The following is a 13,930-nucleotide window of genomic DNA, read 5'->3' as shown; positions in this document are numbered from 1 at the left end:
ATGCTCGGGAGCAGTCGCCGCAACCGATCATCGGTGAATATCTGGCCGGGGTTCGTTGATGCCCTGGCCACCATACTGCTCGCCTTCGTCTTCGTGCTACTCCTGTTCGTGGTGGCGCAGCTCTATCTCAGCACCCAACTCTCGGACCGCAACCAGGCGCTGGAGTCATTGCGCGCCGAACTCTCGGACATGGCCGACGCGCTGTCCATGGAGCGCAGTCAGCGGGCCCGGCTCGAGGAGCAGGTGTCTGATCTCTACGCCGAACTGCATGCGACGCTCTCGCAGCGCGATGAGGCTCGGGAAGCGCTTGCGCTGACGCGTGAGGAGCTCGACGCGGCCCGCGAGCGGATTGCGGTCGGCGAGTCTGATCTCGAGGCGAGCCTGCTGGAGATTGCCATGCTGCAGCAGGAGATCTCGGCACTGCGGGCGGTTCGTGATGATTTGGAGTCACAGGTCGGCGCGCTGGTGACCCGCCTTGAGCAGACCGAAACCGATCTGGCCGATACGCGCACGGAGCTCGGTGCGCTGCGCGACCGCAACCGCGAGCTGCAGGCGGCGCTCGCGGATGCCGAGGAACGCACGCTGCTTGCCCAGGAGGAGATCGAGGCGCGCGAGATGCGTATCCGTGATCTGGTGGCGGAGATTGAGGACCGACAGCGAGCGCTCGAGCAGGAGGCGCAGCTGAGCGCCGATGCTGAGGCACGCGTCGAGGCCCTGCGCCGGCAGATACGCGCCCTGCGCGATCAGATCAGTGCGCTTGCCGAGGCCCTGCGGGTGGAAGAGGACACCGTTGCCGAGCAGCGCACGCGCATCGATACGCTGGTGGAGCGGCTCAACGTGGCCCTTGCCGAGGAGGTACAGGAGCTCTCCAGCTACCGGTCTGAATTCTTCGGCCGGCTCCGCGAGGTGCTCGGCGATATCGAGGAAATCGAGATCGTCGGCGATCGATTCCGCTTCCAGTCGGAGCTCTTCTTCGAGACTGCCTCCGCGGAAATCGGCCCGGGTGGTGAAGAACGACTCGAGCAGGTGGCCAGCATTCTCCAACGGGTGGCGGATCGTATTCCAGCGGAGATCGACTGGGTACTGCAGGTGGAGGGACATACCGATCGGCGCCCGATCAGCACGCCGGAATTCCCCTCCAACTGGCAGCTTTCCACGGCACGCGCCCAGTCCATCCTCGACTTTCTAATCGACAAGGGGGTCCCGCCAGAGCGGTTGGCGGCGGTGGGCTACGGTGAATACCAACCCATCGCCGAAGGCGACAGTCCCGAGGCGCTGGCCCGGAACCGGCGCATCGAGCTGCGCCTTGGCAACCGTTAGCCGCAGACGTGCGCCGCAATCCGTGTACCCGACTGGTCATCTGGCTGCTGCTGGGCATTGCAGTGTGCCTGCCCGCCAAGGCAGTGGTGGTGACCGACGAGGATGCCGTCAACCTGAACCCTGATGTCGAGTACCTGGAAGACCCGAATGGCGAGCTGACCGTGGAGGCGGTGCGCAGCGGGCGCTACGCCGGGCGCTTTCGATCCCATGATGATTCGGCGGCCCTCAATCTGGGGCTCAGTGACTCCGTCTGGTGGCTGCGACTCGAGCTGGACTCGCGGGCACCGGCGGTAAGCGAATACCTGCTCGAGGTGGGTTACTTCGGTCTGGTGGACGTGCGCTTCTATCCGCCAGACGGCGCCGGACTGCGCACCGGATATAACGAGGCGGTGGACGAGCGTCCCTTACCTCACCGGCATTTCCTGTTCCCGATCACGTTGCGGCCGGATACAGACCAGACCTATTACCTGCGGGTATCATCCAATGGCTCGGTGACCGTACCGCTTACGCTGTGGAAGTCCGATGCGTTCGTCATTTCGGACCGGCTGCAGTTCGCCGGGCTGATGATCTACTTCGGCGTGCTGTTCGGCCTGCTGCTCTACAACCTCTTTCTGTTCTTCTCGCTGCGCGAGCGGCAGTACGCGCTCTATTGCGCCTTCCTGCTGTTCGTTGGCGTTGCCATGACGGTCCATAACGGTTTCCGGACCTATCTGCTGTTGGCCTGGCCGGGCTGGCCCGACACCCTGGGTACCAACAGCCTGTTCGCGCTGGCCGGTATCTTCGGCATCCTTTTCGTGCGGGAGTTTCTTGCCACCCGCAGCGAGCAGCCGCGACTGGATGGGCTGCTGCTGGCGCTCGCCGGCGTTTTCCTGGTGATCGCGCTGCTGCCGGTGCTCCAGGTTCCGGTGCGTTTCGGGTCGGTGGCCATCAGCGTCGCCGGCAGCCTCACTGGTCCGGTCCTGTTGCTGATCAGTTTCCGCAGTTGGCGCCGCGGGCATCCCGGTGCCCGATATCTGTTGCTGGCCTGGGCGTTTCTGCTGGTCGCGGTCTTCGTCCAGGCGCTTCGCAATTTCGCCCTGATCCCCACCACGGTCATCACCGGGAATCTGTTGCAGATTGGATCGCTATTGGAAATGCTGCTGCTCTCCTTCGCGCTGGCCGACCGGATCCAGACCGAACGCCGCGGTCGTGAAAAGGCGCAGATGGAGGCCCTGCAGGCGGAACGCCAGCTGGTGGAAGGACTGCGGGCGTCGGAGCAGCGCCTGGAGGGCGTGGTCCAACAGCGTACCCGCGATCTGGAAAAAGCGCTGGCTCGGGAGCGAGCGATGCTGGATCAGTATGTGGAGTTTGCGGGCCTGATCTCACATGAATTCCGTAATCCGCTGGCGGTGATCGCCGGTCAGGCACAGGTCGCGCGCATGGAGCGTGACCGGGCGGTGGGTGATCCGCTCAAGCGCTTCGAAGCCATCGAAGAGGCGGCCGGACGGCTGCAGCTCCTGTTCGAGCAATGGCTGGAGAGCGACCGCCTCACCAAGGGGGACTCGGCGCTGGAGCCGGTGCGGCTGGACCTGGCGGAGTGGCTGCCGGGGCTGCTGCGCCCGGGCAATCTGCGAACCGGGCATCCGCTGGAAATGGGCGAGCTGGCCGGCGTCATCGAGGCCGACGAGGCCCTGGTGGGGAATGCCGTGCATAACCTGGTGGACAATGCGGCGAAGTACTCGGCCGAGGGTGAGCCCATCGAGATCCGGGTGCTGCATAGCGGGGGCGAGGTGGGCATCCGCGTCTGCGATCACGGCGTTGGTATGTCCGCCGAGGAGCAGGCGCAGGCCTTCGACAAGCACTACCGCGCGCCGAACAATCTCAGCACCCGGGGAATGGGGATCGGCCTCTATCTGGTCAGCCAGGTGATGTCTGTCCATGGTGGCCGGGTGGCGCTGGAGAGCGAGCCCGGCAGGGGCAGCTGTTTTACCCTCTGGTTCCCCGCCGCCGAGGGCTAGACGGCATCGACGCCGTCCGCGGCAATGAAGCCGGGTGTCTCGCCACGAGCCCGCCGGTGCGAGGCGGAGTCGGTCTCGGGTTCGAAGAAATCCGGGCGCATCATCTCCAGAAACCGACGGGCCTGTGGCGAGAGGAACCGCCCATGGCGCGACATGGCGCCATAGGTGCGCTTGGGAAAGACCTCGGGCAGTGATCGGACGACGATGCCGGGATAATCCTCGGCCAGGCAGACATTGCTGACGATGGCGATACCAAACCCCAGTCCCACGTAGCGTTTGACGGCCTCCCAGCTGCCTACCTCGAGACGGACCCGATAGCGCACCGCATGCTGCTGGAAGACCAGATTGATCAGCCGCCAGGTGGTCATGTTCTTGGGCGGTATGATGTAGTCCTGGCCGGCGAGATCGCGCATGGTGATGACGTCACGCCGGGCGAGCGGGTGATCCGGCGGCGTGATCAGTGACAGGCCGTAGGAGTAGATCGCCCGGTAGCGGAGTTCATCGGGCATATCGAGGATGGCGCCCACGGCAAAGTCCACCTGATCCTGCCGCAGCGCGTCCATCAGCTCACCCACCGATAGATGGTGCAGGCGGACCTGGACGTTGGGATGCTGGTCCATGAACCGCTCAAGGGTTGGTGGGAGCAGATAGAGCGTGGAGGATTCGCCGGCACCGATATCGAGGCGCCCGCTATCCAGCGGCCGGTTGCCCTCCGCGAAGCGTCCCGCCAGTCCGTCGATGGACTCCACCAGTTTGTGCGCCTCGGCGTAGAGCGCTTCGCCATCCGGGGTCAGCCGGATCCTGGGGCCGCGGCGCTCGAACAGGGTAATGCCCAGGTCCCGCTCCAGGGCCTGGACCTGCAGAGAGACAGACGGCTGGGTGACGTCGAGCCGCTCCGCGGCGCGGGAGATGCTGCCCGCCTCCGCCGTGAAACAGAATGCGCGCAGCTGCCGCAGACGGTCCTGACGGTAGTTCGGGGCCTTGTTAAGGGACGCTGCCATCGACCGGCCTCAGTATAGGTAAATTAAATGCTATGTATTGTTTACATTACCTTGTGCAATGGTGCAACGCCGCATATGGTCGATCCATCGACACCGATGGCGTCGATGAGTCTGCGACCAAGGCCCAGAGGAGGCGTGAGTGATGAAAAATCTGAAGACTGCTGCGGAAATCGAGAAGGACTGGGCCAGTAACCCGCGCTGGGCCGACGTCAAGCGCCCCTATCCGGCCTCCGAGGTCGTCCGTCTGCGTGGCACGGTGCCGGTTGAGCACAGCCTGGCGGAATCGGGTGCCGATAAGCTCTGGGGTTACCTGACAGGTGGCGACCTGGACTACGTCAACGCGCTGGGTGCACTGACCGGCAACCAGGCCATGCAGCAGGTCAAGGCCGGGCTCAAGGCCATCTACCTGTCCGGCTGGCAGGTGGCGGCCGATGCCAACCTCGCGAGCACCATGTACCCCGATCAGTCACTGTATCCCGCCGACTCCGTTCCGGCGGTGGTGGAGCGCATCAATAACGCGCTGCTGCGGGCGGACGAGATCCATCACGCCGAGGGCGACGACAGCGTCGACTGGATGCAGCCCATCGTGGCGGATGCCGAGGCCGGCTTCGGTGGCGTGCTCAACGCCTTCGAGCTGATGAAGGGCATGATCCGGGCCGGTGCCGCCGGCGTGCATTTCGAGGACCAGCTCGCCTCGGTGAAGAAGTGCGGCCATATGGGCGGCAAGGTGCTGGTGCCCACGCAGGAGGCCGTGCAGAAGCTGGTTGCCGCGCGTCTTGCCGCCGACACCATGGACGTGCCGACGCTGCTGGTGGCGCGCACCGATGCCCTGGCCGCCGATCTCATCACCTCGGACGTGGATGAGTATGACGCACCGCATATCACCGGTGAGCGGACGGTGGAGGGCTTCTTCCGTACCAACGCCGGCGAGGCCCAGGCCATCAGCCGCGGCCTGGCCTATGCGCCGTTTGCCGATCTGATCTGGTGCGAGACCGGCACGCCGGATCTCGACTTCGCCCGGCGCTTTGCCGAGGCGATCAAGAAGGATCATCCAAATACCATGCTCGCCTACAACTGCTCGCCATCCTTCAACTGGCGCGGCAAGCTGGACGAGAACACCATCGCGAAGTTCCAGAACGAGCTGGGCGCCATGGGCTACAAGTTCCAGTTCATCACGCTGGCCGGTTTCCACAGCCTCAACTACTCGATGTTCGAGCTGGCGCGTGGGTACAAGAGCCGTCAGATGGCCGCGTATTCCGAGCTCCAGCAGGCCGAGTTCGCGGCCGAGAAGGATGGTTACACCGCCACGCGCCACCAGCGCGAGGTGGGTGCGGGTTACTTCGATCAGGTCACCCAGACCATCCAGGGTGGTGTCTCATCGGTGACGGCCATGACCGGCTCCACCGAGGAGGAGCAGTTCAAGACCAGCTGATTTCAACGACTGCCTGAGTGGGTTGTGATCGCCACCCACTTTTTTTACGGGGGCCTCGGCCCCCGGTTTTTTTTCCGCTGCCGGTTCAGGCGCCGTATTTCTCGTCCAGCGCCAGGTAATCGGCGGTCCGGATCACTTCCTCGCGACCCTTGAAGGTCACCATCCGCTCCTGCATGGACGCGCTGTGTCCATCGCGCCGGATCGCCTCGAGGGTGTCCTGCATCCCCTTGATGGCGGCCCGCTGTGTGTCACTGGGGATGATGACAAGGCTGTAGCCGAGCTCGCCAAGGCGGTCCACCGGCATGAGTGGCGTCTTGCCGCCATGAAACATGTTGATGAGCTTGGGCTGCGGGAGGTCGCGGGCGATCTGCTCGATCTGCTCCTCCGAGGTGGGCGCCTCTACGAAAATCGCATCCGCGCCCGCCTCCATGTAGGCATGGGCCCGCTCGATGGTGGGACCGTAGCCCTCCACGGCCAGGCCGTCCGTGCGGGCGATCAGCACCGTGTCCGGATCGTGGAAGGCATCCTTCACCGCACGCAGCTTCTGGGTCATCTCCTTCTGCGGGACGATGGACTTGTCCTCGTAGTGCCCGCACTTCTTGGGGAAGACCTGATCCTCAAGATGGAAGCCGGCGACACCGACGCGCTCGAAGGCGCGGGCGGTTTTCTGTGCATTGAGGGCATTGCCGTGCCCGGTATCGGCATCGCCGATCAGCGGGATGTCGACCACCTCCACCATGCTCTCCAGCCGCTTGACGATCTCGTCAAGGCTCATCAGGCCGAGGTCAGGGATCCCGTTGCTGCGGGCGATGCCGCCGCCGGTGGCATACACCGCGGGGAAGCCGGCCTGTTCCACCAGCCGGGCCGAGAGGCCGTCAAAGGCGCCGGGGGCGACCACGGGGGGTTCGTTCTGCATGAGTTCGCGCAAGCGGCGTGCTGGGGTCATGGTTTTTCTCCTCCTCAGTTTCCCAGACCAGATTGTGGCTGAAGCCGGGCGTTCATGCACCCGCCGCCTTCCGCTACCGATGCTATAGGGAGCGCTGGTTGACGCGGGCCGAGAGTGCCTCGGTGCTCTCGACCCGTTCCGAATAGCGATCCACCAGGTAGTCCCGGCAGCCTCGGGTCAGACGGGTGAACTTCACCAGCTCTTCCATCACGTCGACGATGCGGTTGTAGTAGGGGGACGGTTTCATCCGATCATCATCGTCGAACTCAAGGTAGGCCTTGGGGACCGATGACTGATTGGGGATGGTGATCAGCCGCATCCAGCGGCCCAGCAGGCGGAGCTGATTGACGGCATTAAAGCTCTGAGAGCCGCCGCAGACCTGCATTACCGCAAGCGTCTTGCCCTGCGTGGGCCGGACCCCGCCAAGGTTGAGGGGGATCCAGTCGATCTGCGCCTTCATGATGCCGGTCATGGATCCATGGCGTTCCGGAGAGGACCAGACGAAGCCATCGCACCATTTCGCCAGTTCGCGCAGCGCCTGTACCCGCGGGTGGTCGGCATCGGCATCATCCGGCAGCGGGAGTCCCGCCGGGTCGAAGAAGCGGGTCTCGGCGCCCAGCCTGCGCAGGATCCGGCCGGCCTCCTCAGCTGCCAGGCGGCTGAACGAGCGTGCCCGCAGGGAGCCATACAGCAGCAGGATGCGGGGTGGCTCCTCCCCGGGCCCTGCCAGTAGCCGCCCGTCGTCGATGGCGTGAAGCGCCGAGGCCTCCAGGTTCGGGAAGGTATCGTCGTTGCTCATGCACTGGCTCCGCCGGCCATATGGCGTTCGTACCAGGCGCGCGAGCCATTGACGAGCTTGACCAGCGCCAGCATCACCGGAACTTCCACCAGCACGCCCACAACGGTCGCGAGTGCCGCCCCGGAGTTGAGTCCGAACAGGCTGATGGCCACTGCCACGGCGAGCTCGAAGAAGTTGGAGGTGCCGATGAGCGCGGCAGGGGCACCGATGCCGATGGGCACGCTCCAGCCTCTCGCCCAGAGGTAGGCGAGCCCGAAGATACCGATGCTCTGGATGATCAGCGGAATGGCGATGAGCACGATGATCAACGGCTGAGTCAGGATGCGCTCGCCCTGGAACGCGAAGAGCAGCAACACCGTGACGACCAGACCGATAATCGTCACCGGCTTGATCTGTCCGGTGAATCGCTCCACGGCCTGTTCTCCGCCGCGGCTCATCAGCCTCCGACGCGTCAGTGCGCCGGCGAGCAGCGGGATGACCACATACAGCCCGACCGAGAGCAGTAGCGTCTGCCAGGGCACGATCACGTCGGCCACCCCCAGCAGAAGGGCAACCAGCGGCGCGAAGGCGAACACCATGATGAGATCGTTGATTGCCACCTGAACCAGGGTGTAGGTGGCATCGCCGTCGGTAAGCTGGCTCCAGACGAACACCATGGCCGTGCATGGCGCGGCGCCCAGCAGGATCATGCCGGCGATGTAGGCCTTGGCGTCGTCCGGCGGCACCAGGCCAGCGAAGACACCCTGGAAGAAAAGCACACCCAGCCCCGCCATGGTGAAGGGCTTGATCAGCCAGTTGATCACCAGCGTGATGGTGAGCCCCTTCGGCTTGTCGCCTGCATGGCGCAGCGAGCTGAAGTCGACGTTGATCATCATGGGATAGACCATCGCCCAGATCAGCACCGCCACCACCAGGTTGACGCTCGCCACTTCCAGACCACTCAACCATTCGAAGACGCCCGGGAAGAACTTGCCAAGGGCAATGCCGGCGACGATGGCCAGCGCCACCCAGACGCTCAGGTAGCGCTCGAAGATCCCCATGACGTCACCGGCCGCCCGCCGGCCGGTCACTTCACACTGCACGCTCATTGTTCACACTCGCTTCGGTTACGTGCGATCGCCCGGCGTACCCGGGCCGTATCGCCGGAGAATGGCGGTTCGTCGGCCAGATCTCCGGCCACCGTGGTGAGCAGATCATGTGCCCAGGCGGGCAGATCGCTGCGCAGCCGGTAGTGAATCCACTGGCCGCTGCGGCGGGTCTCCACCAGACCTACGTCGCGCAGATGGCCCAGATGCCGGGACATCTTCGGCTGGCTGACGCCCAGCGCCTCGGTGAGTTCGCAGACGCAGAGTTCTCCCTGCCGGTGCAGCAGGACAGCCGTACGGAGGCGCGTTTCCTCGCCCAGCAGGCGGAAAAAGCGGGCCGGATCGAGCCGGGTGTCCGATGGGCTGGTCGCGGCCTGCATCATGTCGCCGGATCATCCTGCCGTCCGATGGTATCGATCTCCTTCTGCAGCCTGAGTCGATCCAGCGAGCTGATCGGCAGGTTGGTGAACAGACCGATGCGGCTGCGAAGGGCGATGGCGGTCTCCCGAAAGCGACGCATCCGCTCCTCTTCGCTGCCCTCGACCGCGGCGGGGTCCGGCAGCCCCCAATGCGCCGTCATGGGCTGTCCCGGCCAGATAGGACAGGCCTCCGCCGCGGCGCGATCGCAGACGGTGAAAACGAAATCCATCCGCGGGGCATCGTCGGTGGCGAAGACGTCCCAGTTCTTGCTGTGCAGCCCCTCGGTGGGGAGCTTCATCTGCTCCAGGGTCCGCAGTGCGAGCGGGTTCACCTCGCCGGCGGGGAAGCTGCCGGCGCTGTAGGCGGTGAACTGGCCCTTGCCCATGCTGTTGAGCAGGGCTTCCGCGAGGATGCTGCGCGCCGAGTTGCCGGTGCACAGGAAAAGGACGTTGTAGTGCGGCATGGTTCAGACTCATCCAAATGGGTAAGCAATTACTATATACGCATATCCGGATATAAAGAATTACAGAAATATGACAGGTGATGCAGGACTCGGGATGTCCCGGCGGCTTCAGCCCCGCCCCAGATAAGGCATTTTGGTCGCCATCACCGTCATGAACTGCACATTGGCCTCGAGCGGCAGGTCGATGATGTAGCGCACCGCGTTGGCCACATGCGCGACATCGATGACTGGTTCTCGCATCACGCTGCCATCGGGCTGCGCAATGCCGGCCTTCATGGGCGCGGTCATAGGGGTTTCGGCATTGCCGATGTCGATCTGGCTGCAGGCGATATCATGGGGTCGGCCGTCCAGGGTGATGGACTTGGTCAATCCAGTGATCGCGTGTTTCGAGGTGGTATAGGCAACGGAGTTGACCCGTGGGGCATGGGCAGAGATCGAGCCGTTGTTGATGATCCGCCCGCCGGCCGGGTCCTGCTCGCGCATCATCCGAAAAGCGCCCCGCGCCATCAGGAAAGCCCCATCCAGGTTGACGCCAAGCACCCGCCGCCAGTCTTCCCAGCTGACATCGGCGGTTTCGGTCGAGGCCATGAAAGCGCCGGCGTTGTTAAAGAGCACGTCCACACGCCCCCATTGACCGGCTACCTGCTCGTAGATCCGGTCAACCGCCTCTGGATCCGACACATCGGCGGCGATGGGTAGCGTCTGATCCGGATGGGCAGCCGCGACTGCCTCGAGCGGCTCGCGGCGGCGGGCGACCAGGGCCACCCGATGACCATCGGCCAACAGCGCTTCGGCAACGCCCCGGCCGATGCCTTGACTGGCGCCGGTGACCACTGCCACCTGCTCAATAGTGGCCATTGGTTTTCTCCTACGCACGTCGAGTAGTCGGGCATATTCGGGGCCAGCGGCCCATGCTCGTGCCGAATTCATTGAATGTGGTGGGCCCACCAGGATTCGAACCTGGAACCAAAGGATTATGAGTCCTCTGCTCTAACCATTGAGCTATGGGCCCGTCATGCGAGCGTCTGCCCAGACCGGGAGGATACCAGTACCGCGGTGGAATCCCATGGACAATAAAAAAGGGCCTCCGAAGAGGCCCTTTGATGAAGCACTAAACTGCGGAGAGTTTAGAAGGCCACATACAGTGCAGTGGCGAGGATATCCTCGGAGTTGTTGCTTCCACCGAAGTTCTTATCCGGGTTGGTTGCACCAACGGCCACGGCGACGTTGCTGGCAAAGTTGTACTGAGCCTCAGCAGCGACCGAGCTGGAGGAACCGCCATCACGATCAGCGTCGGCGTAAGCCACCTTGAACGTCCAGTTCGGCACACCCGTGTAGGTGCCAACGATCTCGTACGGCTTGCCGTCGCTATCGGTGTAGAAGTTGTTCGCCTGAACGTTGGTGCCCGAGAAGGACGTCATGTGGTCATTGTCCGTCATGGAGGCCGCGATGACGCCGGCGCCATAATCGTAACTCACGGCAGCACCGAAGCTGGTGGCATCGTCCGGGCTCTGGTCAACGCTGAGGTAAGAAACCGAGGCGTACAGATCTTCGAAGTTGTACTTAGCGGAGACGGTGTATGAATCGAAGCCCGAGCTCTCGTTGCCGGAGCTGTTGTCACCGCGCTGAAGCGTACCGCCCGCACGCAGCTGGAGGCCGTCGAAGTCTGGAGTGGTGTAGAAGATGGCGCCATCCTGACGGAAAATCACGTCAGTAGCGCGCGCTTGCTGGAATGCACTCGTCAGGAAGAGGTCGGTGGTCCCTGTGGTCCACTCGTACATCGAGTTGTCCTGGCTGCCGACCTCGACTCGGCCGAAGTCGCCGGTGAGGTAGGCGTTGGCCTGACGAAGACCCGGGTTGCTGGTCTGGCCGCCAGAGGCTGCCGAGGCGTTAGCCACGGAGTACTCAATCTGCACACCACCGGTCATGCCGTCAGCGAGAACGGTCTCGCCGAGGAAGCCGAAGCGGCTCGGGCCGTTACCACCGTCAGAGCCGACGGTGCTCCCGCTCTGGTTGACGTCCTGGTCACTGAAACCGGCCAGCACGAAGCCGTAGAAGCTGCTGGTCGTGGAACCAACTTCCATGGACTCCGCTTCTTCCTGGGCGGAGGCGATGCCAGCGGACAGGGCCAGCGCACTGGTTGCCGCGGTCAGAATTGTCATCTTTTTCATGATTGACTCCTTGATAAGCCAGTCGAAACAACATGTTGTTCAAGCCAGGCCCCGTTGCCACCGCAACCGTCAAGCCCCCTGAAAATCATCGGTAATCAAGCGGCTGTGGCGTCACGCCAACACCTGTCTCTTTTCCGATACACAGAGAATATCCGCACCTGTCACGAAGTTGCAACCTTTTTTTGCAATAAGCACCTGACGTTTCGATGCCAAGTCCCTGATATAGGTATAACCCACCGCGGCCGGCGGTCGGAAAACCCGCCAGCTGACTCGTCGATCATCGGGGTGGGTGCCCTCTCCGGTTGGCCGAAGAGGGCCATTTTGTTGCGCAGCCGCAACAGTAGGATTAGGTGAGGCGGGCCGCTAGTCGCCCGATTATCTGAGTGGATGCCCCGGGTGGGGCATCACTGCTCGTCAAGGAAGCTGCGCAGGCCGTCCGATCGGGTCGGATGGCGGAGTTTACGCAACGCCTTGGCTTCGATCTGGCGGATGCGCTCGCGGGTGACATCGAACTGCTTGCCGACTTCTTCCAGGGTATGGTCGGTGTTCATGTCGATGCCAAAGCGCATGCGCAGGACCTTGGCCTCCCGCGGCGTGAGCCCGGAGAGCACCTCGCGTACCGACTCGCGCAGGCCCTCGCGGGTCGCGGAGTCGACGGGTGACATGACCGAGGTATCCTCGATGAAATCGCCCAGATGCGAGTCCTCGTCATCGCCGATGGGCGTCTCCATCGAGATCGGCTCCTTGGCGATCTTGAGCACCTTGCGGACCTTGTCCTCAGGCATCTCCATGCGCTCGGCGAGTTCCTCAGGGTGCGGCTCACGACCCATTTCCTGGAGCATCTGCCGGGATACCCGGTTCAGCTTGTTGATCGTCTCGATCATGTGAACCGGAATACGGATAGTCCGCGCCTGGTCGGCGATCGAGCGGGTGATGGCCTGCCGGATCCACCAGGTGGCATAGGTCGAGAACTTGTAACCGCGGCGATATTCGAACTTGTCCACCGCCTTCATCAGGCCGATGTTGCCTTCCTGGATCAGGTCGAGGAACTGCAGGCCGCGGTTGGTGTACTTCTTGGCAATGGAGATCACCAGGCGCAGATTGGCCTCGACCATCTCCTTCTTGGCCCGACGCGCCTTCGCCTCGCCGATGGACATCCGGCGATTGATTTCCTTGATCTCGGATGGCGGCAGCCCGGTGAGCGCCCGGATCTGGATGAGCTCCGACTGCTGCTCGATCAGTGCCTCCCGGCACGCCGCCATCTGCTTGCTGTAGGCCTTGCCCTCGGTGATCACCCCGTCAACCCAGGCGGTATCCGTTTCATGGCCCGGGAAGCTGGCGATAAAGTCCTTGCGCGGCATGCCGCCCTGCTTGGTGGCCACGCGCATGACCTCGCGTTCCGCAGCGCGGACGCGCTCCACGGCCTTACGGAGGTTGCCCGCCAGGCCCTCGATGACTTTGGGAACGAACTTGATCGCAAGGAACAGCCCGGTCATCTCTTCGCGGATCTCCGCCAGCTGCTTGCTGCCAGGGCCTTCCCGCTCCAGTACCTCGATCATTTCGTTGTGGCGCACCTCGATGCGATCGAAGATCTGTGCGGCACGCTCCGGGTCGGGGCCGGTGTCGGCGGTGGGGGCCTCCTCGTCCTCGCCGGATTCCGCGGCGCTGGCCTCGGCCTCGCGCGCGGCTTCCTCAGCCTCGGCCTGCTGGATGGCGACCACTTCCGGGACGTTCTCAACCAGCTCGTTGACGTCACGGAATCCGGCGACCACCTCGGCCAGCCGCAACTCACCGTTCTGAATGCCGTGATGCAGCGCCACCATCGTGCGCGACGACTCGGGATAGGCGGAGAGTGCCCGCAGCACCTGGTCGAGGCCGTCCTCGATGCGCTTGGCAAGCTCGATTTCCCCTTCCCGGGTGAGCAGCTCCACCGTGCCCATTTCGCGCATGTACATGCGCACCGGGTCGGTGGTGCGGCCGAACTCGGCATCCACGGCGGCCAGTGCCGCCGCGGCCTCTTCGGCTTCGTCCTCGTCGGTGGAGACCGCGCCGTCGCTCAGCAGGAGCGTGTCGGCATCGGGCGCGGTTTCATGGACCGGGATGCCCATGTCGTTGATCATGCCGATGATGTCCTCGATCTGCTCCGGCTCGACGATGTCGTCGGGCAGGTGATCGTTGACCTCGGCATAAGTGAGGTAACCCTGCTCCTTGCCGCGGGCAATGAGCTCTCTAATCTGGGACTGCTGATCCTGGCTTGCCATAAGCTACCGATGCTGGGGTTGTTTCGGCGGGCCGC

The 13,930-nt window shown here is 63.8% G+C and carries 12 protein-coding genes and 1 tRNA gene; 3 read left to right on the top strand and 10 right to left on the bottom strand.

Annotated features, from left to right (window positions below):
• Together V6X30_RS08220 and V6X30_RS08215 are read left to right on the top strand one after the other, a co-directional pair.
• The gene (locus tag V6X30_RS08220) at positions 1 to 1,320 is read left to right on the top strand and encodes an OmpA family protein (protein ID WP_367984130.1); all 1,320 of its coding nucleotides are present in this window, start codon (positions 1 to 3) and stop codon (positions 1,318 to 1,320) included.
• Between the two features lie 8 nt (positions 1,321 to 1,328).
• A complete protein-coding gene (locus V6X30_RS08215; RefSeq protein ID WP_367984129.1) occupies positions 1,329 to 3,317 on the top strand; it encodes a sensor histidine kinase in 1,989 nt (662 codons plus the stop codon).
• Here V6X30_RS08215 and V6X30_RS08210 read toward each other — a convergent pair.
• Positions 3,314 to 4,318 carry a LysR family transcriptional regulator gene (locus V6X30_RS08210; protein WP_367984128.1) on the bottom strand — a complete coding sequence of 335 codons (1,005 nt, stop codon included), beginning with the start codon at positions 4,316 to 4,318 and terminating at the stop codon, positions 3,314 to 3,316. The genes V6X30_RS08215 and V6X30_RS08210 overlap by 4 nt on opposite strands.
• A 142-nt stretch (positions 4,319 to 4,460) precedes the next feature.
• Here V6X30_RS08210 and aceA point away from each other — a divergent pair, with 142 nt between their 5' ends.
• Entirely contained in the window at positions 4,461 to 5,750 is a 1,290-nt protein-coding gene (aceA, locus tag V6X30_RS08205) for an isocitrate lyase (RefSeq protein WP_367984127.1), read from the top strand.
• 85 nt (positions 5,751 to 5,835) lie between these two features.
• Here aceA and V6X30_RS08200 read toward each other — a convergent pair whose 3' ends face one another.
• The 9 genes from V6X30_RS08200 to rpoD all read right to left on the bottom strand — a co-directional run bounded on the left by V6X30_RS08200 (position 5,836) and on the right by rpoD (position 13,895).
• On the bottom strand, positions 5,836 to 6,696 hold the full coding sequence (locus V6X30_RS08200) for an isocitrate lyase/PEP mutase family protein (RefSeq protein ID WP_367984126.1): 861 nt from the start codon (positions 6,694 to 6,696) through the stop codon (positions 5,836 to 5,838).
• A gap of 82 nt (positions 6,697 to 6,778) precedes the next feature.
• Entirely contained in the window at positions 6,779 to 7,495 is a 717-nt protein-coding gene (gene arsH, locus V6X30_RS08195) for an arsenical resistance protein ArsH (protein WP_367984125.1), read from the bottom strand.
• A complete protein-coding gene (gene arsB, locus V6X30_RS08190; protein WP_367984124.1) occupies positions 7,492 to 8,583 on the bottom strand; it encodes an ACR3 family arsenite efflux transporter in 1,092 nt (363 codons plus the stop codon). Before arsB ends, arsH begins: the two co-directional genes overlap by 4 nt.
• A complete protein-coding gene (locus tag V6X30_RS08185; protein ID WP_367984123.1) occupies positions 8,580 to 8,963 on the bottom strand; it encodes a metalloregulator ArsR/SmtB family transcription factor in 384 nt (127 codons plus the stop codon). Before V6X30_RS08185 ends, arsB begins: the two co-directional genes overlap by 4 nt.
• Entirely contained in the window at positions 8,960 to 9,463 is a 504-nt protein-coding gene (locus tag V6X30_RS08180) for an arsenate reductase ArsC (protein ID WP_367984122.1), read from the bottom strand. Before V6X30_RS08180 ends, V6X30_RS08185 begins: the two co-directional genes overlap by 4 nt.
• A gap of 108 nt (positions 9,464 to 9,571) precedes the next feature.
• Positions 9,572 to 10,321 carry an SDR family oxidoreductase gene (locus V6X30_RS08175; protein ID WP_367984121.1) on the bottom strand — a complete coding sequence of 250 codons (750 nt, stop codon included), beginning with the start codon at positions 10,319 to 10,321 and terminating at the stop codon, positions 9,572 to 9,574.
• 78 nt (positions 10,322 to 10,399) lie between these two features.
• Positions 10,400 to 10,475 (bottom strand) — tRNA-Ile (locus V6X30_RS08170).
• A gap of 115 nt (positions 10,476 to 10,590) precedes the next feature.
• The gene (locus tag V6X30_RS08165) at positions 10,591 to 11,634 is read right to left on the bottom strand and encodes a porin (RefSeq protein ID WP_367984120.1); all 1,044 of its coding nucleotides are present in this window, start codon (positions 11,632 to 11,634) and stop codon (positions 10,591 to 10,593) included.
• A gap of 404 nt (positions 11,635 to 12,038) precedes the next feature.
• Complete coding sequence (rpoD, locus tag V6X30_RS08160) at positions 12,039 to 13,895, bottom strand: RNA polymerase sigma factor RpoD (protein WP_367984119.1); 1,857 nt, start codon at positions 13,893 to 13,895, stop codon at positions 12,039 to 12,041.
• Positions 13,896 to 13,930: the final 35 nt, after the last annotated feature.

The sequence above is a fragment of the Spiribacter sp. 1M189 genome, from assembly GCF_040838345.1.
Lineage (GTDB): Bacteria > Pseudomonadota > Gammaproteobacteria > Nitrococcales > Nitrococcaceae > Spiribacter > Spiribacter insolitus.
The sequence above is the reverse complement of the archived record's forward strand: the minus strand, read 5'-3'. Positions and strand labels throughout refer to the sequence as shown.

Excerpts from the sequence above, each read along its gene's own strand:
- V6X30_RS08220 (WP_367984130.1), top strand. The coding sequence starts at position 1 with ATGCTCGGGAGCAGTCGCCGCAACCGATCATCGGTGAATATCTGGCCG.
- V6X30_RS08210 (WP_367984128.1), bottom strand. The coding sequence starts at position 4,318 with ATGGCAGCGTCCCTTAACAAGGCCCCGAACTACCGTCAGGACCGTCTG.
- aceA (WP_367984127.1), top strand. The coding sequence starts at position 4,461 with ATGAAAAATCTGAAGACTGCTGCGGAAATCGAGAAGGACTGGGCCAGT.
- V6X30_RS08200 (WP_367984126.1), bottom strand. The coding sequence starts at position 6,696 with ATGACCCCAGCACGCCGCTTGCGCGAACTCATGCAGAACGAACCCCCC.
- arsH (WP_367984125.1), bottom strand. The coding sequence starts at position 7,495 with ATGAGCAACGACGATACCTTCCCGAACCTGGAGGCCTCGGCGCTTCAC.
- arsB (WP_367984124.1), bottom strand. The coding sequence starts at position 8,583 with ATGAGCGTGCAGTGTGAAGTGACCGGCCGGCGGGCGGCCGGTGACGTC.
- V6X30_RS08185 (WP_367984123.1), bottom strand. The coding sequence starts at position 8,963 with ATGATGCAGGCCGCGACCAGCCCATCGGACACCCGGCTCGATCCGGCC.
- V6X30_RS08180 (WP_367984122.1), bottom strand. The coding sequence starts at position 9,463 with ATGCCGCACTACAACGTCCTTTTCCTGTGCACCGGCAACTCGGCGCGC.
- V6X30_RS08175 (WP_367984121.1), bottom strand. The coding sequence starts at position 10,321 with ATGGCCACTATTGAGCAGGTGGCAGTGGTCACCGGCGCCAGTCAAGGC.
- V6X30_RS08165 (WP_367984120.1), bottom strand. The coding sequence starts at position 11,634 with ATGAAAAAGATGACAATTCTGACCGCGGCAACCAGTGCGCTGGCCCTG.
- rpoD (WP_367984119.1), bottom strand. The coding sequence starts at position 13,895 with ATGGCAAGCCAGGATCAGCAGTCCCAGATTAGAGAGCTCATTGCCCGC.